15 protein-coding genes are annotated in these 21,057 nt (G+C 69.7%); 11 read left to right on the forward strand and 4 right to left on the reverse strand.

Annotation, left to right across the window (positions count from 1 at the left end; all coding sequences use genetic code 11):
• Window positions 1-144 precede the first annotated feature (144 nt).
• The 5 genes from STROP_RS07210 to eccB are packed head-to-tail and all read left to right on the forward strand — an operon-like array spanning window position 145 to window position 9,268.
• On the forward strand, window positions 145-1,215 hold the full coding sequence (locus STROP_RS07210) for a hypothetical protein (protein WP_011905334.1): 1,071 nt from the start codon (window positions 145-147) through the stop codon (window positions 1,213-1,215).
• Window positions 1,212-2,489, forward strand: coding sequence for a type VII secretion-associated serine protease mycosin (gene mycP, locus STROP_RS07215; protein ID WP_011905335.1), 1,278 nt, complete (start codon window positions 1,212-1,214; stop codon window positions 2,487-2,489). Before STROP_RS07210 ends, mycP begins: the two co-directional genes overlap by 4 nt.
• A gap of 9 nt (window positions 2,490-2,498) precedes the next feature.
• On the forward strand, window positions 2,499-6,443 hold the full coding sequence (gene eccCa / locus STROP_RS07220) for a type VII secretion protein EccCa (RefSeq protein WP_080516575.1): 3,945 nt from the start codon (window positions 2,499-2,501) through the stop codon (window positions 6,441-6,443).
• Window positions 6,440-7,858, forward strand: a complete 1,419-nt coding sequence (eccD, locus tag STROP_RS07225) for a type VII secretion integral membrane protein EccD (protein ID WP_011905337.1) — start codon at window positions 6,440-6,442, stop codon at window positions 7,856-7,858. Before eccCa ends, eccD begins: the two co-directional genes overlap by 4 nt.
• A 6-nt stretch (window positions 7,859-7,864) precedes the next feature.
• Window positions 7,865-9,268: a type VII secretion protein EccB gene (gene eccB, locus STROP_RS07230; protein ID WP_011905338.1), complete on the forward strand. Its 1,404-nt coding sequence runs from the start codon at window positions 7,865-7,867 to the stop codon at window positions 9,266-9,268.
• 21 nt (window positions 9,269-9,289) lie between these two features.
• Here the strand turns inward: eccB and STROP_RS07235 are convergent, their stop codons facing one another.
• A complete protein-coding gene (locus STROP_RS07235; RefSeq protein WP_018830412.1) occupies window positions 9,290-9,520 on the reverse strand; it encodes a VHL beta domain-containing protein in 231 nt (76 codons plus the stop codon).
• 139 nt (window positions 9,521-9,659) lie between these two features.
• Here STROP_RS07235 and STROP_RS26130 point away from each other — a divergent pair, with 139 nt between their 5' ends.
• Window positions 9,660-9,869, forward strand: a complete 210-nt coding sequence (locus STROP_RS26130) for a hypothetical protein (RefSeq protein ID WP_337998637.1) — start codon at window positions 9,660-9,662, stop codon at window positions 9,867-9,869.
• Window positions 9,870-10,625: 756 nt separating this feature from the next.
• Window positions 10,626-12,125 carry a tRNA (N6-isopentenyl adenosine(37)-C2)-methylthiotransferase MiaB gene (gene miaB, locus STROP_RS07245; protein ID WP_011905340.1) on the forward strand — a complete coding sequence of 500 codons (1,500 nt, stop codon included), beginning with the start codon at window positions 10,626-10,628 and terminating at the stop codon, window positions 12,123-12,125.
• 112 nt (window positions 12,126-12,237) lie between these two features.
• Here the strand turns inward: miaB and STROP_RS07250 are convergent, their stop codons facing one another.
• The gene (locus STROP_RS07250; RefSeq protein ID WP_011905341.1) at window positions 12,238-13,446 is read right to left on the reverse strand and encodes a DUF349 domain-containing protein; all 1,209 of its coding nucleotides are present in this window, start codon (window positions 13,444-13,446) and stop codon (window positions 12,238-12,240) included.
• Between the two features lie 267 nt (window positions 13,447-13,713).
• Between STROP_RS07250 and STROP_RS07255 the strand changes: the two genes are divergently transcribed.
• Genes STROP_RS07255 through dapF form a run of 3 tightly spaced genes read left to right on the forward strand, consistent with a single transcriptional unit; the run spans window position 13,714 to window position 16,356 of the window.
• A complete protein-coding gene (locus tag STROP_RS07255) occupies window positions 13,714-14,550 on the forward strand; it encodes a class III extradiol dioxygenase subunit B-like domain-containing protein (protein WP_011905342.1) in 837 nt (278 codons plus the stop codon).
• On the forward strand, window positions 14,547-15,506 hold the full coding sequence (miaA, locus tag STROP_RS07260; protein WP_011905343.1) for a tRNA (adenosine(37)-N6)-dimethylallyltransferase MiaA: 960 nt from the start codon (window positions 14,547-14,549) through the stop codon (window positions 15,504-15,506). The genes STROP_RS07255 and miaA overlap by 4 nt, the downstream gene beginning before the upstream one ends.
• Window positions 15,507-15,513: 7 nt before the next feature.
• Window positions 15,514-16,356 carry a diaminopimelate epimerase gene (gene dapF, locus STROP_RS07265; protein WP_011905344.1) on the forward strand — a complete coding sequence of 281 codons (843 nt, stop codon included), beginning with the start codon at window positions 15,514-15,516 and terminating at the stop codon, window positions 16,354-16,356.
• 63 nt (window positions 16,357-16,419) lie between these two features.
• On the opposite strand, the gene STROP_RS07270 is transcribed toward dapF, so the two are convergent.
• Window positions 16,420-17,646: a phosphatase gene (locus STROP_RS07270; RefSeq protein ID WP_011905345.1), complete on the reverse strand. Its 1,227-nt coding sequence runs from the start codon at window positions 17,644-17,646 to the stop codon at window positions 16,420-16,422.
• Window positions 17,647-17,858: 212 nt separating this feature from the next.
• Window positions 17,859-19,370, reverse strand: a complete 1,512-nt coding sequence (locus STROP_RS07275) for an NAD-dependent malic enzyme (protein WP_026275032.1) — start codon at window positions 19,368-19,370, stop codon at window positions 17,859-17,861.
• A 176-nt stretch (window positions 19,371-19,546) separates the two neighbouring features.
• Between STROP_RS07275 and hflX the strand changes: the two genes are divergently transcribed.
• On the forward strand, window positions 19,547-21,031 hold the full coding sequence (hflX, locus tag STROP_RS07280; protein WP_011905347.1) for a GTPase HflX: 1,485 nt from the start codon (window positions 19,547-19,549) through the stop codon (window positions 21,029-21,031).
• The last annotated feature ends 26 nt before the right edge of the window (window positions 21,032-21,057 follow it).

A 21,057-nucleotide genomic window follows, 5' to 3' on the forward strand; every position in this document is an offset into this window, starting at 1 on the left:
ACGTCGTGTGACTCGACCGTCCTCGAGGCTGACAGAGCAGTGCGTGCGTAGTAGAGCGGCAGCTTGGAACCACCGGTCCGGCGGGCCTCCCGGGACCTTTGCCAGGAATGCGATAGTACCGTTGCCGTTTGGGAGGATTTCTCGGTGAATGCTGAGCAGCGGGCACACGAGCTCATGCTGTGGTTCGCGGGCTGGTTGCCGGACGACGTCGTGGCGCAGTGCCGGTCGTGGCTGGCCGAGGGCCGGGACGAACTGGCGGTGGCAGTGGCCCTGCGTACGTACCGTGGGCTTGGCCTGCCGATGTCGCACGAGCACGCCGCGGCACTCAACGCGCTCCACGAGACCGCCGCAGACGACTACCTCCACGTCGACGGTGAGTCAGAACCGCCGTACCGATTTGTTCGGGCGTCCGCTGAGACCGACACGGTCGCGACAAAAGCCGCCCGCCGCCTTCCCGGGTTCCGTGCGCTGTGGGCGGTGTGGCGGCTACCCGCGTCGGCTTCGCTGTGGGCGTCGGCCCGTCGGGTCTACCTGATGGAGGTTGGCGACGTCGTTCAGGCGCCCGAAATAGCGGCCCGGATGCAGCGCGTCCTTCTCGACGCTGGCGAGATCAGCGCCCAGGTTGAGGTGTTCGGTCCGGATACCGATCTGCCGCCGTATCAGACGACCGCTCTGCTCGAGGCTGTCGAGATCGCCGCGTTGCACCCCGCGCCGCCACCGAGGCTCGCGCAGGTCTTTGACTTCCCGCAGGCCGCCGTCCCGTTCGCCGTAGACCATCCCCGAATTGACGCTGTCGAGGAACGTCAGAGCATTCTCGACTACCTGGACACCGGGCATCTCCTGCTCGCCATCGGCTCAGCAGAGCCCGACGTGGTCGAGTCGCAGCGCGGCGAGGTGGTCCCACTTGGCCTGCGTACCGACGGTAGCTGGATCTGGTCCGACGCCTCCGCCTACTACCTGCGGGAGCACCATCTTGCGCCGGACAGCGCGTTGCTTGAGCACATTGGGCGGGAGTCTGGCCGGTCGATTGAGTTGAGCCGGGCTGCCTGGCATCGGGCGATGACAATGCTCCGGGAGCCCGATCGGACGCGCGGTTCGCAGGACGACAGGGGTCCGCGCAACGACAGTGGTTCGCGCAACGACAGAGATTCGTCGCTCAGACCTTACCGGCGCGATGACGCTGACCTGGCCGATCGGGGGACGGGAGCGCAGTGAGTCGCGCCTTTGATCGACCTGGGACTGTGTGGCGTCCACTTCCCACGGCCGCCCTCGCGCTCGTTCTCGCCCTCTGGCCTGCCAGAGTCGCGGCGGCGGAGCCCCTCGGAGAGGGCCTGCCGCCGCTCGCGCAGCAGTCCGGCGGATGTGTGCCGGCTTCCACCGCCCGTATCCCGGATGTCCCATGGGCCCAGCACCGTTTGTCGCCGGCGCGGGTCTGGCCGCTGACCCGCGGGGAAGGCCAAGTCGTCGCTGTGATCGATTCCGGTGTGGAGGCTGTGCCCCAACTCGCTGGCGGGCGACTCGATCAGGTGGAGGTCGTCCGCGGCCCGAGCGGCGTGGATGACTGTCCCGGCCACGGCACCTTCGTCGCTGGCCTGATCGCGGCCCGTCCAGTCAGCGGTACCGGCTTCAGTGGCGTTGCCCCAGCCAGCACGATCCTGCCCGTCCGGCAGACTGGCGACGGGCTCGACGGCACCGCTGCCACCTTGGCTGAGGCCATTCGGGCCGCCACGGACCGTGGGGCTGACATCATCAACATTTCCACGGCGTCGCTCTTTCCCGATGAGACGTTGCGCCGCGCGGTCGAGTACGCCAGCAGCAAGGATGTGCTCATTGTGGCCGCGGTGGCCAACGAACGGGGAAGCGGCAACACCCGCCCGTATCCGGCCGCGTACCCAGAGGTGCTCGCGGTCGGGGCGATCGGCCCTGATGGTGCCCCGGCTGACTTCTCCGGTTCCGGAGACTTCGTCGATCTGGCGGCTCCGGGCAGCAGCATCGTCAGTATCGGCCCACGTGGCGGCGGCCACCTAACCGCGACCGGCACCAGCTACGCCGCGCCGCTGGTCGCCGGCACCGCCGCACTCGTGCGGGCCTACCACCCTCAGTTGACGGCGGAACAGGTGCGGCGTCGGCTGCAGTTGACGGCGGACAGACCAAGCGGTTCGGTGCCGGACCCGCGACTCGGCTGGGGCGTGGTGAACCCGTACGCGGCGGTGGCGTCCATCTTGCCGGAAGCCACTGGTGGCCCGCCCACCGCGTCGCCGGTTGTGGTGTCGGCACCAACCCGCCCGGATGACGGTATGCCGGGACGTATCGTAGCGCTTCTTATCGCGGCTGCTGCGAGCACGCTGGTCGTCGTCATGCTGGTGGCCCGGGCGGTTGTGCCCCGGGGACGGCGCAGGCGCTGGCAACCAGCGGGATCAGCGGATCGATGGCAGTCATCGAGTGGCCCCGCAGCCAGGGGGAGGGGATCGCGTGCTTTCCGGGACTGAGGAGATGCGGTGAGTGTGGTGATCAGCCGGCCGTCACGGGGTGGGGGGCCTCCCTTGCCCAGCGGCGAGGTCGAACTTCAGGAACCCCCGACGTTACCCGAGCCAGCGGGGGCGGACATGTCCTCGGCGCTAATCTATCTCCCGATGGGCCTCGGGTCGGGTGCGACCGTGTTGATGTTCGCCGGCGCCGGCGGCGGGTCCATGGGCTATGGGGCTTCTGGGCTGATGGGAGTCTCCACCATCGGCATGATGTTGATGATGCTGGGGCGCGGGGCGCATCAGCGTAAGAAGGAGTTGCGTAGCGACCGTCGGGACTATCTGCGTTATCTGACGCAGGTACGCCGACAGGTGCGGCGCGCGGCCCACCAGCAGCGCGCGGCGGTCGAATGGAATCATCCACAGCCGTCGCAACTGTGGTCGGTGGCGATGGGCCCGCGGTTGTGGGAGCGGCGGGCAGGTCATGATGACTTCGCCGAGGTTCGCATCGGCGTGGGTGTGCAGCGGTCCGCCCTGCGGCTGGTGCCCCCACAGACCCCACCGGTAGAGGATCTGGAGCCGCTCTGCGCCAGCGCCCTGCGGCGATTCATGCGGGCTTACCAGACCGTCACCGATGTGCCGACGGTGGTGCACCTGCCCGGCTTCGCCGCGGTGGAGGTTGTTGGCGAGGAAGCTGGCGTGGTCGGACTCAGCCGAGCGATGCTGGCGCAGCTGACGGCGCTGCACGCGCCAGAGGAACTGCGGATCGCGATCCTCGCGGATTCGTCGAGAATGGCCGATTGGACCTGGGCGAAGTGGCTGCCGCACACCGGCAATCCCTGGCGCCGCGACGCCGCTGGGGCGGTGCGGTTGTTCGCCGAGGACTATCCCGGTCTCGTCGATGTGCTCGGTGAACGGTTGTTGGCACGGCCGAGTTTCACCGCCGGGGTGTCCGCCAGCCCCAACGAGCCGTTTCTGGTCATCGTCTGCGATGGGGTGCCCCTGCCGGACGACTCACCCCTGGTCATGGGTGGCCTGCGCAATGCGGTGTTGCTCGACGTTGACGGGGCCAACGCGCTCGACGGCTCACAGCTCCTCCGGCTGTCGGTGCAGACGGAGCAGGTCACCGTCCAACAGGCGGGTCAACCCGACCAGGTGTGTCGAGTCGACAGTCTCAGCGGCATCCGGGCTGAGGCGCTGTCCCGGCTGCTCGCGCCGTATCGCACCGGCGGGGTTGCGGTGGACGCGTCGGAACCCCTGGCTGCCGAATTTGATCTTGCTGGGCTGCTCGGGATTGGTGATCTCAGCGGCTACGACGTGCACGCGCTGTGGCGATCGCCGGCCTGGTCTGACCTGCGGGTACCGATCGGCATCGGGCCGGAGGGCGACATTGTCTCCCTCGACCTTCGCGAATCAGCACAGGGCGGTAATGGACCGCATGGGGTGTTGATCGGTGCCACCGGCTCGGGCAAGAGCGAGTTGTTGCGGACCCTTGTCGTGGCGTTGGCGGTGACCCACTCCTCGGAGACACTCAACTTCGTTCTGACCGACTTCAAAGGCGGTGCCACCTTCCTGGGGATGGAGAAGCTGCCGCATACCTCGGCGATGATCACCAACTTGGCCGACGAGTTGGTGCTCGTTGACCGGATGCAGGACGCGCTGCAGGGCGAGATGATCCGCCGGCAGAAGCTGCTGCGGCAGGCAGGGGTGAGCTCCCGTCGGGAGTATGAGGCGGCTCGGGCCGGGGGCGCGCCCTTGGAGTCGATGCCGACGCTGCTCATCGTGGTCGACGAGTTCAGTGAGCTGCTCAGCAGCAAGCCCGATTTCATGGAGTTGTTTGTCACCATAGGACGGTTGGGGCGAAGCCTGGGGGTGCATCTCCTGCTCGCCTCGCAGCGTCTGGGCGAGGGCCGCATTCATCAACTGGAGTCCCACCTGTCCTACCGGATCGCGTTACGGACATTCTCCGCTTCGGAGAGCCGCAGTGTGATTGGTTCCGGCGCCGCCCATGAGCTGCCGTCCAGCCCAGGGCATGGCTACATCAAGCTGGGGACGAGCGATCTTGGCCGGTTCAAGGCCGGCTATGTCTCCGGGCCGTGTGTGACCGCCGCGGCTCCCACCGCCCCGGCGGAGGCGCGCCGGGAGATCGCCACATTCGACATTGTGCCGTTCACCTCGGCGGATCGTGGAGCCCCAGCGGTGACACCGCCTCCTGTCGACGTGCCGGCTTCGTCGGCGCCCAGCCTCATGGCGGTCCTGATCGAACGGCTGCGTGACCAGGGCCCCCAGGCTCGTGAGGTGTGGCTTCCGCCCCTCAGCGAGTCACCGACGCTCAGTCAGATTCTGCCGGGCATCGGTGGCGAGGCGGGGCGCGGCATGACTGCCCGAGGTTGGCCGGCGTTGGGCCGACTGCGGGTGCCGGTCGGCGTTGTGGACCGCCCCTTCGACCAGATGCGCGACCTGCTCGTCGCCGATCTCAGCAGTGCCGCGGGGCACGTCGGCATCGTCGGTGCACCACACAGTGGGAAGAGTAGTCTGGCCCGCACGCTACTGATCGCGTTAGCGCTTACGCACACCCCGGTCGAGGTCCAGTTCTACTGTCTGGACTTCGGCGGTGGGACGCTGGCTGGTCTCGCCGAGCTTCCCCATGTTGGCTCGAACGCCAACCGTCTCGACCCAGACCGGGTTCGACGCACCGTCGCCGAGCTCGAAACCCTTCTGGAACGACGTGAGCAGGCCTTCGCCGACCACGGAATCGAGTCGATGTCCGACTGGCGGAAAGCCCGGCAGGACGGCTCGGTCGACGACCCCTACGGGGACGTCTTTCTCGTGGTCGATGGTGTGGCGACGGTGCGGCAGGACTTCGAGGATCTGGAACCGAAGCTGTCGGAGCTGGCCTCCCGTGGCCTGTCCTACGGCATCCACCTGGTCCTCACCGCTGTTCGATGGTCGGAGGTCCGCCCCCGTCTGCGGGACCTGATCGGTACGCGGTTCGAGCTGCGCCTGGGCGACCCTCACGAGTCTGAGCTGCGGTCGCGGGATGCCGCCACGGTTCCCGCCCAGCCCGGTCGGGGCCTTACCGTTGACGCCCTGCACTTCCTGGCGGCCGTGCCGCGCGCCGATGCCGCAGCGCTGGTCGTCGACGCCGCGACCGCCCTGAAATGTCTGGTCGAGGACATCGCTGACGCCTGGCCGGGGCCACCGGCGCCACCGGTGCGGCTGCTGCCTGACCTGTTGCCGGCCGCCACGCTGCCGCCGCCGGAGGGTAACCTTCGCCTGGCGCTCGGCTGGGACGAAGAGCGGCTCGAACCCGTGTGGCACGACTTCGCCAAGAGCCCGCACCTCCTCATTTTCGGCGACACCGAGACGGGAAAGACGAACCTGGTGCGGCTCATCGCCGAGGCGGTGCTGCGGCGCTATCAGCGTAGTGAAGCCCGCATGGTGTTGGTCGACCCGCGAGTGACGCTGTATCAGTGCGTTCCAGCGGAGTACCGGGTCGGCTACGCGGCCGACATCGATGCGGTGACAAAGCTGGTCAACGACACGGTGATCACGATGCGTAGCCGGCTGCCCGGACCGGAGGTCACACCAGAACAACTGCGTCGCCAGGACTGGTGGAGCGGACCCCGAATATTCTTCCTCGTGGATGACTACGACCTGGTCTCCGGTGGCATGTCGGGCCCGTTGGAGCCCCTCGTCGAGCTGCTGGCCAAAGGCGCCGACATCGGCCTGCATCTGGTGGTTGCCCGCAGTAGCTCGGGCGGGTCGCGGGCGATGATGGACCGAGCGCTGCGCCGTATCTGGGAGCTGGCCTGCCCCGGTCTGCTGTTCTCCTGCCCCCGGGAAGAGGGCAAGTTCCTCGGCGAGGCGATACCTCGCCGGCTTCCGCCAGGCCGTGCCCAGCTAGTGACGCGACGCGGCACCCAGCTGCTGCAGACTGCGCACACGCCTTCGACAGAGTTGGAGACAACCCCATGACGGGTACCGACGACGGCGCGGTGGCCGTGGCACAGCAGCCGGCTGCGACCGGGGCCGACCTCTGCCGGCTCACCATCGACACCGGGTCGGGCCGCGTCGACCTCGCGGTTCCGGTCGACACACCGATGGTTGAGGTGCTCCTGTTGATGGTCCGCCAGCTCGATCCGGGGCTGACCGTAACGGGCGGTGGCACCTATGCGTTGCAACGTCTCGGCGCGGAGCCGATCGACGAGGAGCTAACCCCCGCGATGCTGGGGCTACGCGACGGCGACGTGCTCTATCTACGGCCCAGCGACGCCCCGCTTCCCCCCATCGACCTGGACGACATCGTGGACGGGGTCGGGGCGGCGATCCGTGATCACTCGGTCTCCTGGCAACCGGGGTACACTCGCCGGCTCCTGCTGGGACTGACCGCGATGGTGCTGGCCGGGATGTTCATCGCCGTGCTGCTGCCTGGACCGGTCGGATGGCGTGTGGGTGCCGCCGGGCTTATCGGGCTGCTTCTCGTTGTCGCGAGTGGCATCAGCTCCCGGGCGCTCGGCGACGCGGGTATCGGCATGTTGCTCGGGGTGGCGGCGGTGCCGTTCGCCGGGCTGACCGGTGCGTTGGTGCCTTCCGCCTTCGGTGCCGCCGAGTGGAGCGCGCCCCACCTGCTGGCAGGTGGGGCGGTGGCCACCGTTGCCGCGGCCCTGATGTCACTTGTTGTGGCCGTGGCGCGGCCGTTGTTCGTCGGGGTGGCGGTCGCCGCCGGATTCGCGGCCCTCGGGGGCGTCCTCATCGTCGCGCTGGAGACGACCGGGGTCGGGGCAGCGGCGGCCGTAGCTGTCCTCGCCTTCTTCGCCAGCGTGGTCAGTCCCACCATCGCCGTCCGCGTCGCCCGCCTACGCACACCGCAGATCCCCGCCACCGCGGCGGACCTGCAACATGACATCGACCCGATCTCCGAGGAACTGGTTCGCGCTCGTACCGCGATCGCGGACCGCTACCTGTCGGCGCTGTTCGGCTCCTTCGGCGTCGTCGCCACGGTGGCCCTGGCGGTCCTCGCCACCGGTGTTGGCTGGGCCTCGGCCTCGTTCGTCGTGGTGCTCAGCCTGGCGCTGCTGCTGCGCGCGCGGGCGCTGGTGAACACGTGGCAACGGCTCGCCACCGTCCTGCCCGGCGCGGTGGGTCTGCTCCTGTTCGCGCTCGCGCTGGCCTCCGGTGCGGGCATCGCCGATCGGTTGAACATTCTCGTCGCCGGGATTGCCTGTCTCAGCGTCCTCGTCGCTGTGCTGCATCGCCTACCCGAACAGCGGTGGTCGCCGTGGTGGGGGCGGTTGGCGGATCTGCTGGAGACGCTGATCGCGATCGCGGTCGCGCCGTTGGCGCTCGCCGTGCTGGGTGTCTACGCCCGAGTACGCGGTATGGCTGGTTGATCGCCGATGTCGGACAACCGCGATCGACTTCACGCCCACCAGTTCGTGTCGGGGCGACTGGTTACCGCACTGGTGACCGGCGACCCGGATGCGCAGGAGCAGCCGATGCGGCGGAGCCGGATGGGGGGACTGATCGGCCTCGTCCTCGCGCTCCTGGTGACCGCCGGGTTCGGCGTTTACGGCCTGATCGCCGGTGGTGGCAGCGACAGCTGGCAGGAACCCGGCTCGATTGTCGTCGAACGAGAGACCGGTACCCGCTACCTCTATCTCGACGGCGAGTTGCGACCGGCTCTCAACTACAGCTCGGCGCTGCTGGCGGTCGCCGGCGGGGACGGGTCGGTGCAACTGGTGTCGCGGTCGTCGTTGGACAAGGTCCCCCGGGGAAGACCGATCGGCATTCCTGGGGCCCCGGACGCGATGCCGGGTGAGGGTGCACTGAGTAGCGGCCCATGGCTGGCGTGCGGTGCCCAGGTGGGCGAGTCGGGGGAAGCGGGCCTCGTGGTGAGTCTCGACGGAGGCTGGCCAACCGAGCAGGTGCCTGAGGAGCATGCCGTACTGGTTAGTGGCGGGGGAGAGACCTTTCTGGCGTGGCAAGATCGTCGCCTGCAGATTCGCGATCCGGCCGTGTTGGTGGCGTTGGGCTATCGCAGTGTGCCACCGATGCCGGTGTCCGCCGCGTGGCTTAACGCGTTGACCGCCGGGCCTGACCTCGTCGCGCCGGAGGTGACTGGGCAGGGCAAGGCCGGGGTGCCGCTCGGCGGTGAAGCCACCCGGGTGGGAGAGCTGTTCACGGTGGGAACGCCCGGCGGTGCTACCGAGCAGTACCTGATGCGCGCTGACGGGCTGGCCCCGGTCACCGACACCCAGCTCGCGCTCCTGCTGGTCGACCAACGGATTGCCGAGCTCAACCCCGACGGCCCACGGCCGACCACCGTGGCCGCCGTGGCGTTGGCCCCCGAGGCGACGGTGGCATCGTCAGCGGAACTCCCGCGTACGCCTCCGCGCCCGGTACAGGGGTTGGACGGGACGCGGGAACTCTGTGTCGAGCTGTCCTTCGACCAGGAGCGGGGAACGGAAGGCCGGTTGGTGACCGTTTCGGCTGATCGAGTCGCTGCGGCGCGACCCACCGCCCGTGACCCGCAGGATGGTCGGATGGCCGACCGGGTGCAGGTGCCACCGGGCGGCGGGGCGCTGGTGATGGGGCAGTCGGCCCCCGGCGTGGAAACCGGAACGGTCTATCTGATCACTGACCTCGGGGTGAAGTATCCCCTCGGGGGGGATGAGGTGATCTCCGCGCTGGGCTTCGGGCAGGCCGCTCGTCTGCCGGTGCCGACCACGGTGTTGGCGATGTTCCCCACCGGGCCGGCCCTGAATTCGCAGGCGGCTCGTACGGAGGAGACGACGCCCTGACGGCGGACGGCGGCGTCCGGTCTAGCGGACCACCGCCGTCGCCTTCGCCGTCGCGGGTCGGTAGCAGGCCAGGTCCTTGTCGTTTTCGGTCACCACCCATGGATGAGCGGGGAAGGTGTGCACAGTGAATGATTCACCAGGTGCGACATCCGCATAGCGGTGACGTTCCCCGCTGTGGTTGATCCAGTACACCTGGATCGTCTCCTGTCGTTCGTTGCGGAATACGACGGTCGTCCAGGCGCCGCCGTCCACTGACTTCTGGCAGGCCGCGTCGGACGGGGGAAGGGCCGGTAGCCCACTCGGTGTCGGCGATGCCGATGCCGATGCCGATGCCGTGGAGGTCCGCGGCGGACTCGTGGGCGGTGCCGGGCGGGCGCCCACAGCCATCTTGATGGGTGTCGGCGTCGGGGACGGAGACTGGGTCGGGGTCGGGGACGGGGGCAGCGACTGCGTAGCTGACGGGGCGAGCGGCCTGGCCTCATTGCTGGGGAACGCGTCGGTGGCGATGGCCGGCGACGATTCCTTTGGTGGGTGGTGGAGCGCGTTGACGGCAAACGCGGTCAGGATGATCCCCAAGGAGCCCACCGCGACGATGTGGTGACGCCGCAGTTGCGGCGGGGCCGAACGGCGAACATCCGCAAGCCATCTGACGGGGCGTAGGGCCCGGCGACCGGGACTGTCCGACCCCGACGGTCTGTTCGAGCAGGCGGCGTTGTCTGGTGGGGGTGTGCCATCCGAGCACGCTGCCCTGATCGGTGGGGAGGCGACTGCTGGTGGCTCTGCCTTGCCTGGCCGGGGTGGGCTGTCTCGTGGGCTGGCTGAACGGGGTGGGCCGTCCAGTTGGTTCAGTAGGTTGTCGATCTCCGCGTCGGAGCGCCACGTCGCGCTCGGCTTTCCGGCGGCGTGTGGTGGTGCCTCGTCGCGTTGCTCGCGGCGGCTGGTGCCCGGTGGTGGGCTGACCGAAGGCTTGTCCGCAGGGCTGTCGCCGGATCTGGATGTCTCGGTCATGGCTCCGATTCCGGATATTGGGGTGATCGTCGGTAGCGACGCGAGATCGATTGTGGGTTGAACGTGAGGATCGGTCAATTGATTGTCGGCGGCCAGCGAAAGATCCCCAAAGGCTGCCATTCACCGCCCCGCTGGTGGCCAGGGTTCTCCCCACGGACGGTCAGATACCTCTCCGCTGATCATGACGAGACGCTGTACCTGAACCGCGAGCCATCGGCACTCGCCTCCCTGGATGTGTTCCGGGAGACCCTCGACACGTACTCGAACAGACAGCCGGGACTCTGCCCGAACTGTGGGGTGGTGGCTCGACTCCGATGCTTCCGGGTGCCCCGGATAGGCTGTCGTGGTCATGACTACCGCAGCGGCGAGCAGCCCGCGCACCTACCAGGTGCGCACCTACGGCTGCCAGATGAACGTGCACGACTCCGAGCGCATCGCCGGGCTTCTTGAGCAGGCCGGCTACCTGCGGGCCGGGGCCGCCGACGACACCCCGGACGTGGTCGTCTTCAACACCTGCGCCGTGCGGGAGAACGCCGACAACCGGCTCTACGGCAATCTCGGCCAGCTGCGTCCCCGCAAGGACCAGCACCCGGAGATGCAGATCGCCGTGGGTGGCTGCCTGGCCCAGAAGGACCGCAGCGAGATCGTCCGTCGGGCACCCTGGGTCGACGTCGTCTTCGGCACGCACAACATCGGGTCGTTGCCGGTGCTGTTGGAGCGGGCCCGGCACAACGCCGCCGCCGAGGTGGAGATCCTGGAGTCCCTCGAGGTCTTCCCGAGCACCCTGCCGACGCGTCGGGAGTCAACCTACGCCGGTTGGGTGTCGATCTCGGTCGGCTGTAACAACACCTGCACGTTCTGCATCGTGCCGGCGCTGCGCGGAAAGGAGAAGGACCGCCGCCCCGGCGAGATCCTCTCCGAGGTGCGATCCCTGGTCGACGAGGGTGTGCTGGAGGTGACCCTGCTCGGGCAGAACGTCAACTCCTACGGCATCGAGTTCGGTGACCGGTACGCCTTCGGCAAGCTGCTGCGCGCCTGTGGCGACATCGACGGTCTGGAGCGGGTGCGGTTCACCAGCCCACACCCGAAGGACTTTACCGACGACGTGATCGCCGCGATGGCCGAGACACCGAACGTCTGCCCCTCGCTGCACATGCCGCTGCAGTCCGGCTCCGACGACATGCTGCGGGCCATGCGACGCTCGTACCGGTCGGAGCGGTACCTGGGCATCATCGAGAAGGTGCGGGCGGCGATGCCGGACGCGGCGATCACCACGGACATCATCGTGGGCTTCCCCGGCGAGACCGAGGCGGACTTCGAACGCACCCTCGACGTGGTCCGCGCGGCGCGGTTCTCCTCAGCGTTCACCTTCCAGTACTCCAAGCGTCCCGGCACCCCCGCCGCGACGATGGCTGATCAGCTGCCAAAAGCGGTGGTGCAGGAGCGCTACGAGCGGCTGATCGACTGCGTCGAAGAGATCACCTGGGCGGAGAACCGGCGGCTGCTGGGGAAGACCGTCGAGGTGCTGGTGGCCGTCGGTGAGGGGCGTAAGGACGAGCGCACCGGCCGGCTGTCCGGGCGGGCCCGCGACGGCCGGCTGGTGCACTTCGACGCCGGCAGCCTCGCCGGGCAGGTCCGCCCCGGGGACATCGTGCAGACCGTCGTCACCTACGCCGCCCCTCACCACCTCAACGCCGACGGTGAGCCGCTCGCGCACCGGCGTACCCGGGCCGGCGACGCGGCCGAGGCGGGGCAGCGACCTCGTACGGCTGGGGTGTCGCTCGGGTTGCCCACGGTCGGCGCTCCGCCGCCGATGCCCCCCGCGGCCTCGTCCGCCTGCTCCTGCTGACACCGGGGCTGATGCTGCACGGCTACCCGTGCAGCATCCCCTCGGCCTGTGGCCGGAGTGCACCGGGCCCCCGGGTTCACGAGGAACCGGGGGCCCGGGGCGGCCTAACGGATCAGCTGGACTGCTCGGCCAGACTGAGGAACTGACGCTTGGAGCTGAGGGCCTGCTCGGCGTCGCGGACCCGCCGGGCGTCCCCGGCGGCCTTGGCCCGGGCCAGCCGCTCCTCGGCCTCGGCGACCTGTGCCCGCATCTGCGCGAGCAGGGGGTTGTCCTGCGGAGAGGTGCGCCGCCACGCGGAGTCCATCACCTCGCGAACCTTGTCGTCGACCGCGCGCAGTCGACGCTCCAGGCCCCCTGCCGCCTCCCGGGGCACCCGACCGGCCTCGTGCCACTGCGCCTGGATGCCCCGGAGCTTCGCCTGGGCGCCCTTCGGATCGCCGTCGACATCCAGTGCTTCGGCCTCCGCCAGGAGCGCCTGCTTGCGTTCCAGGTTGGCGCGCTGCTCGTTGTCCCGAGCGGAGAAGACCTCGCTGCGTCGGGTGAAGAACGCGTCCTGCGCGGCCCGGAACTTCTCCCAGAGTCGCTGCTCGGCCTCCTTCGACGCCCGTGGCGCGACACGCCACTGGTTCATCAGCTCCTTGAGCTGGTTGGCGGTGTGGGCCCACTCGGTCGAGTCCTGGAGCTTCTCGGCCTCGACGACCAGCTCTTCCTTGATCGTCTGCGCCTGCTTACGCTGCGCGTCTAGCGAGGCGAAGTGGGCGCCACGGCGGCGGGTGAAGCCATCCCGGGCCGCCGCGAACCGTTTCCACAGTTCACCGTCGGTCTTCCGGTCCACCCCGCGGATCGACTTCCACTCCCCGAGGATTTCTTTGAGCCGGTCGCCGGCTGTCTTCCAGCCGGTCGACTCGGCGGCCAGCTTCTCGGCCTCCTCAACCAGCGCGGTCTTGCGGGCGAGGGCCTCGCTGCGGGCGGCGTCGCGGGCGGCCCGAGCCTCGGTGGCCTTCTCCTCCGCGAGGGTGGCGAGCCGATCCAACCGGGTGGCGAGGCCGTCGATGTCGCCGACGACGTGCGCCTCGGCCAGCGAGGCGCGTAGCCGGCGGATTGTGTTGAGCGAGTGGTTCGCATCAGCCGCACCCGAGTTGAGTCTGGCCTCGGCCAGCTCCACCTCAGTGATCAGATCGGCGAACCGGCGGGCGAAGTGCGCCAGCCCCTCCTCCGGTGCACCCGCCTGCCAGGAACCGACCACCCGCTCGCCTTCAGCGGTTTTCACGTAGACGGTGCCGTCCGCGTCCACCCGTCCGAAGGCAGTCCAGTCGCTCATGTGCCCATCCTCGTTCTCCCGGCCTCACGGGTCAGTCCCGCGAGTGCCGCCACGGCGCAGCCAACGTTCTCCACGGCATTGTCACAGGTGTGCCCCCGCCTCCGTCGAGCGCCTATCGCCGACCGTGACCATACGGTGTCCTAGCGCCCCGATGGGTCCGCATGGGGCGAGTGTCGGAACCTCCGTCTGGAGTACTCGTCGGTAGTCGGAATCCCGGGGTCGGGTCCCGGGAAGGCGCGCGGCGGCGCGTCCGGACCAGCCGCTACCGTGGCCCTCGTGCCCCTGGTCGCCGCTGCCGTCTGCCCGCATCCGCCGCTGCTTGTCCCCGAGGTGGCGGGCGCCGCATCCGCCGAGTTGGACGAGCTGCGTACCGCCTGTGACGGGGCCGTGGCCCGACTGCTCGCCGCCGAGCCGGACCGGATCGTGTTGATCGGATGTGGGCCGCAGACCATGACCTTCGGCACAGCGGAGCACGGCTCGTTCCGCCGGTACGGGGTCAACCGGCGGGTCCCGCTGTCGCCGATCGACGCCACGGACCGCACCGGTGAAGCTGCTGTCGGGCCGGCGCGCCTGCCGCTTAGCCTGACAATCGGGGCGTGGCTACTCGGTCGAGCTGGTACGGCGCTGCCCCGTTCCGCGGTGGCGGTCGCGCCCGACGAGCCCGCCGCCCGCTGCGCAACCCTCGGCGCGGGCCTGCCTGATGCGGACCTGTTCGATGCAGACCCGCTCAACGCGGACCTGCTCGGCTCAGTGACGGGGAACACTTCGGATGGCGACTCGTCCTGCCGGCTCGGACTGCTTGTCCTGGGTGATGGGTCGGCCTGCCGGGTTGAGTGGTCGCCCGGCTACGACGATCCGCGTGCCGAGCCGTATGACCAGGCCGTCGCGCGGGCACTGGCCGGCGCGGACACGGTTGCCCTCGGTGCTCTGGACGCGGAGCTGTCGGCGGGGCTGAAGGCCACCGGCCGTGCGCCCTGGCAGGTGCTGGCCGGCGCGGTCCGGGCGGCGGGGGTCCCCTGGCGTGGCGAGCTGGCCTACGCCGCCGCACCCTACGGAGTGACCTACCTCGTCGCCTCCTGGGCGCCGACGGGAGTGGCCCGGTGAGCGCCGTCGACGCGGCTGCGGGAGCGGCGGACGGTGCTCACCTGGCGGCGGGCACGGTGGTGGGCGTGGTCGGTCCAACCGCGGCCGGGAAGTCGGCGTTGAGTGTCGCCCTCGCCCATGCGCTCGACGGTGAGGTTGTCAACGCCGACTCGATGCAGCTCTACCGTGGCCTGGACATCGGCACCGCCAAGCTGACCACCGACGAACGTGCGGGGGTGCCGCACCACCTGCTGGACATCTGGCCGGTGACCGAACCGGCGAGCGTCGCCGAGTACCAGCGGCTCGCCCGCGCGGCGGTTGACGACATCCTGGCCCGGGGACGGGTGCCGCTGCTGGTCGGCGGTTCGGGACTCTACCTCCGCGCCGTGCTGGAACGCTTCGAGTTCCCCGGCACGGATCCGGTGCTCCGGCAGCGATTGGAGGCGGAGCTGGCGCAGGCCGGCCCGGCGGCCCTGCATGAGCGACTACGCGCGGTCGACCCGGACGCGGCGGCGAACATTCTGCCCGGTAACGGCCGGCGGATCGTCCGCGCGTTGGAGGTGGTCGAGCTGACCGGTGCGCCCTTCACCGCCGCGCTGCCCGACCCCAGCCCGTACTACCGGTCGGTGCAGGTCGGCGTTGACCTGGACACCGCTCGGCTCGACGAGCGGATCGCGCTGCGGGTGGACCGGATGTGGGCCGACGGCCTGGTGGCCGAGACCCGGTTGCTGGCCGACCAGGGGTTGGCCGAGGGGCGTACGGCCAGCCGTGCCCTCGGCTACCAGCAGGTCCTGCGATTCCTGGCGGGGGAGCTGACCGAGTCCGAGGCGTACCAGGAGACGATCCGCGCCACCCGCCGGTTTGTCCGTCGCCAGCGGTCCTGGTTCCGCCGGGATCCGAGGATCACCTGGCTCGACTCGGCTGGGTCCGGGCTGGTGGCAGAGGCGCTGCGAGTGGTCCGGCCCGCTGCGCGATGATGGGGTCGTGGAGTTCACCAAGGGGCATGGCACCGGCAACGACTTCGTGATTCTGCCCGATCCCGACGGCACGCTCGAGCTGACCCCGGACCTGGTCGCGGCCGTGTGTGACCGGCGGCAGGGGATCGGTGGGGACGGCGTGCTGCGGGTGGTCCGCGCCGCGCGGCACCCCGAGGGGGCGGCCCTCGCCGGTGCGGCCGAGTGGTTCATGGACTACTGGAACTCCGACGGCTCCGTGGCCGAGATGTGCGGCAACGGCGCCCGGGTCTTCGTTCGCTATCTGCTGGAAGCCGGGTTGGCCGTACCGTCGGGCGCGGCGTTCCCGGTGGCCACCCGGGCCGGCCTCGTGCGGGCGCGGGTCGAGGGGGAGGAACTGGCGGTCGAGATGCGGCGGCCTCGGTTGGCCGGCGCATCGATCGCGGTGCTCGACGGGCTGGCCCTGCCCGGCACGGCCGTCGATGTCGGCAACCCGCACCTGGTGTGCCCGGTGCCCGCGGGGCTGGAGCTGGCCGCTCTCGACCTGAACCGGGCTCCGGAGATCGACCCGGTGATCTTCCCCACCGGAGTCAATGTTGAGTTCATCACCCCCGGGGACCCGACGGGCGGCACCGATGGCTACGTTCGGATGCGGGTCTACGAGCGGGGTAGCGCGGAGACGCGCTCCTGCGGCACCGGCGCGTGTGCGGTGGCCGCGGTTGTCCTGCGGGACGCGGGCCGGGACACCGGTGTGGTCGCCGTGGACGTGCCCGGTGGTCGCCTGGTGGTGACCCAGACCGCTCAGGCCTGCTGGTTGGCGGGGCCCGCCGTGCTGGTGGCGACCGGCGAGGTCGCGGCCGAGGCCCTGGTGTGACCATCGGACAGGCCGGCTGGGTGAGGGGTAGATGTCACCTTCTCGCGTTGGACGACATCGGCGTCACGCGGTGGGGCGCAGCTCCGCGATCAGGTGCTCCACCCGGTCCCGGAGCTCGTCGCGGATCGGGCGGATCGCCTCGACGCCCGGGCCGGCGGGGTCGTCGAGACTCCAGTTTTCGTAGCTTTCGCCTGGAAAGTCGGGAAAGTCACTGTCGCGACCGATGGTGATGATGACGTCAGCGGACGCCGCGGTCGCGTAGCGCAGGAGCGCCGGGACCTGGCCGGTGATGTCGATGCCGACCTCCCACATGGCCACTGCGGCGGCGGGGTCGATCTGCCGCGCGGGGGCGGAGCCGGCGGAGCGCACCTCGACGGTGTCGCCGGCGAGATGACGTAGCCAACCGGCGGCCATCTGCGAGCCTGCGGCGTCGTGGACGCAGATGAACAACACAGTGGGCCTGTCGACCCCGAGGCGCTCCTCGTCGATCTGGTGTGAGCTGGGCGACGACCTGACCAGGGGGCGGCGGCGGTCCGCTCGACGCGTCGGTGGCCCCTGGTTTCCCGTCGCTGCCGGCTCGGCGGGGACGACGACCTGGTCGGCGGCGGCACCGGCGTCGGGGTAGAGGGCGGTGAGCAGGCCGACGCCGAGGGCGAGTCCAGCCAGCTGGGCCAGGATGAAACCGGGCACCGAGGTGGGGGCGATGCCGGCGAAGGTGTCGGAGAACGCTCGCCCGATGGTGACCGCGGGATTGGCGAAGGAGGTCGACGAGGTGAACCAGGACGCGGCCCCGATGTAGGCGCCGACGGCGGCCGGGGCGACCGACGCGCGCCCGGAACGGGCGAGGGCGAAGATCAGTAGGACCAGTCCGGAGGTGGCGACAACCTCTCCCACCCAGAGGTGCCAGGCGGCCCGCTCCTTGCCAGCGAAGTCGATCGCGGCGAGGTCGAACATCAGGTGCGCCAGCACCGCACCGGCGATCCCACCAAGGATCTGGGCCGCTCCGTAGGCGCCCAGGGAGCCGGCGGTCAGACCGGTGCCGGAACGCCGCCCGAGGAACCAGTCGGCGGCGGAGACGACCGGGTTGAAGTGAGCCCCGGAGACCGGTCCGAAGATCAGGATCAGCGTGCCGAGGGTGAAGGCGGTGGTGATCGAGTTCGCCAGTAGTTGAAGGCCGACATCGTCGGGGGCGAGGGTGGTGGCCATGATTCCCGAGCTGACCACGGCGGTGACCAGCAGGGCGGTTCCGGTGAACTCAGCCAGCAGGCGTCGCCGAAGTGTGCTGGTCATCGCTTGGTATCCCACCATCTGCGGTTGCCGAGGACTGGTGAGATGCGGTTATCAGCTGTGGTGTGGCCCAAACCGGTGCCACCCCTCCGCGTGGTTCGGTGCCCGCGGTCGCTGAGATACGCGGCGATGTGCCGTAGCGGAGGGGCTTGACGCTGGTGGCGTACGCCCGGACCACCTGCTGGCCGAGGTGATCCGGTGCGGTGGGTGGCGGCCTAGGGGGTGGCGCTCGCGTTGGCGGCGATCTCGGGTAGGTCAGCCGGGCCGGGGTCGGCGGCGGGCGGCGGGGTCGTTGCCGGGTTCTGCGCGGCGGCGCGGACGGCCGCGGCGACAGCCGGGGCTACCCGGGAGTCGAAGACGCTGGGGACGATCACCGTCGGGTTGATCTTCTCCTCGCCGACGACATCGGCGATGGCGCGGGCCGCGGCGATCGCCATCTCCTCCGTGAACTCCTCCGCGTGGGCGTCCAGCATCCCCCGGAACACACCGGGAAAGGCAAGCACGTTGTTGATCTGGTTGGGCTGGTCGGAGCGGCCGGTGGCGACCACGGCGGCGTGCTTGCGCGCCTCCCGCGGATCGACCTCCGGGTCCGGGTTCGCCAGCGCGAACACGATCGCGTCCTTGGCCATGGCCGCGATGTCGTCACCGGTGAGTAGGTTGGGGGCGCTCACGCCGATGAAGACGTCCGCGTCCCGTACCGCCCCGGCCAGGTCGCCGGAGTAGTTCTCCCGGTTCGTGTGCTCGGCCAGCCACTGCCAGGCCGGGTTCAGCCCGGTCATCCCGCGGTGCAGCGCACCCCGCCGGTCGTACGCGATGATGTCGCCTACGCCCTGACGCAGGAGCAGCTTCATGATCGCGGTGCCGGCGGCGCCCGCGCCGGAGACCACCACCCGTACCTGCGCCAGCTCCTTGCCGACGACGCGGAGCGCGTTGGTCAGCGCGGCCAGTACGCAGATTGCCGTGCCGTGCTGGTCGTCGTGGAAGACCGGAATGTCCAGCGCCGCGCGCAGCTGTGCCTCGATCTCGAAGCAGCGCGGTGCGGCGATGTCCTCCAGGTTAATCCCGCCGTAGGCGGGTGCGATCGCCTTGACGATCGCCACGATCTCGTCGGTGTCCTGGGTGTCGAGCACCACCGGCCAGGCATCCACCCCGCCGAAACGCTTGAACAGCGCCGCCTTGCCCTCCATCACCGGCAGCGACGCCGCCGGCCCAAGGTTGCCCAGGCCGAGCACGGCGGAGCCGTCGCTGACCACCGCGACCGTGTTGCGTTTGATGGTGAGTCGCCGTGCGTCCGCCGGGTTCTCCGCGATGGCCTGGCAGACCCGGGCCACCCCCGGGGTGTACGCCCGGGACAGCTCGTCTCGGGTACGTAGCGCGACCTTCGGGCTGACCTCGATCTTGCCGCCGAGGTGTAGCAGGAACGTGCGGTCGGAGACTTTACGCACGTCGACGCCGTCGAGCGCGGTGAGCGCGTCAACCACCTGATCGGCGTGGTTGGCATCGGCGGTGTCGCAGGTCAAGTCGACGGTGACGTGGGTGTGGTCGGAGTCGACCACGTCGAGCGCGGTGACAATTGCCCCGGCCTCACCGACCGTGGTGGTCAACCGCCCAATGGAGGAAGCGTCCGCGGTTACTGCGATCCGGACGGTGATCGAGAATCCGGCACTCGGCAGTCGGGTGGTGGCCACACAGTTCCTTCCGATGACGCTGAACGACTCGCCCCGCATTTCTACTCGCCTCTGGAAGCCGGGCCGCATCCGGCCCCGTTACCAGCCGGTAGCCCGGGCATATTGCTGGTGCGGGTGGCGTTGCCACATGTCAGGATTGCTGGGAGCCGGCCGCAATTTCCCGGCAGAACGGCGGGTAAACGGCCAGCCGACGGCAAACAGACAGGAGGCGCGGTTTGCGAGAGCAGGAGACCTTCCTTCCCGACGAAGGCGACGAGTTCGACGCCACCACCGGCGAGTTCGAGCTGTCGGAGCGGCAGGCGTTGCGGCGGGTCCCTGGCCTCTCCACCGAGCTGACCGACATCACCGAGGTCGAGTACCGTCAGCTCCGACTGGAGCGGGTCGTCCTGGTCGGCGTGTGGACCGAGGGTTCGCAGCAGGACGCCGAGAATTCCCTCGTGGAGCTGGCGGCGCTGGCCGAGACGGCGGGCTCACAGGTGCTTGAGGGGCTGATCCAACGCCGGCAACGGCCCGATCCGGCCACCTACGTTGGCCGGGGGAAGGTGGATGACCTGGGGGCGGCCGTGCTCGCCAGCGGCGCCGACACGGTGATCTGCGACGGGGAGCTCTCCCCGTCCCAGCTGCGAAATCTGGAGCAGCGCACCAAGGTGAAGGTCGTCGATCGCACCGCCCTCATTCTGGACATCTTCGCGCAGCACGCGAAGAGCCGGGAGGGTAAGGCGCAGGTCGAGTTGGCTCAGCTGGAATATCTGCTACCCCGCCTGCGCGGTTGGGGTGAGACCCTTTCCCGGCAGAGCGGTGGATCAGGCCGGGGCGGTGGTGCCGGCGGCGGCGTGGGCCTGCGTGGCCCTGGTGAAACCAAGTTGGAGACCGACCGGCGGCGGATCCGGCACCGCATCGCCCGGCTGCGCCGGGAGATCAAAGGCATGCGCACGGTACGCCAGACCAAACGTGCCCGTCGCTATCGCAACGAGGTGCCGGCGGTTGCCATCGCGGGCTACACGAACGCCGGCAAGTCCAGCCTGCTGAACCAGCTGACCGGAGCCGGGGTGCTGGTGGAGAACGCCCTCTTCGCCACGCTGGACCCGACCATCCGGAAGGCGACCACCTCAGACGGGCGCAACTTCACCTTCTCCGACACGGTGGGCTTCGTCCGGCATCTGCCGCACCAGATCGTCGAGGCGTTCCGCTCCACCCTTGAGGAGGTGGCGGAGGCCGACCTGGTGGTGCATGTTGTCGACGGCACCCATCCGGATCCAGAAGAGCAGGTTCGTGCTGTCCGTGCGGTGCTCGCCGAGGTGGGCGCTGATCGGCTGCCGGAGCTGCTGGTGGTCAACAAGACCGATGCCGCCGGCGAGGAGACCCTGCTCCGGCTGAAGCGGCTCTGGCCGGAGGCGATCTTCGTCTCCGCGCACTCCGGGTACGGCGTTGACGACCTCCGCCGCTCGGTCGAGGCCCGGCTGCCCCGCCCGGCTGTGGAGGTCCGCGCGGTCCTGCCGTACGACCGGGGTGACCTGGTGGCCCGGGTGTACCAGCAGGGCGAGGTGCTCAGCACGGCGCACCTGCCCGAGGGCACCCTGCTGCATGTCCGGGTCGGTGCGGCGCTCGCCGCGGAGTTGGCGCCCTTCCAGTCGATCGAGGCGACCGATCCCGGGCCCATGCCGGCGCCTGCGGCGGCGGGATCCGGGGCGCGTTCGTAGCGGTTCAGTGTTGGGCGGCGGTGATC

It is taken from the genome of Salinispora tropica CNB-440, assembly GCF_000016425.1.
Classification (GTDB): domain Bacteria; phylum Actinomycetota; class Actinomycetes; order Mycobacteriales; family Micromonosporaceae; genus Micromonospora; species Micromonospora tropica.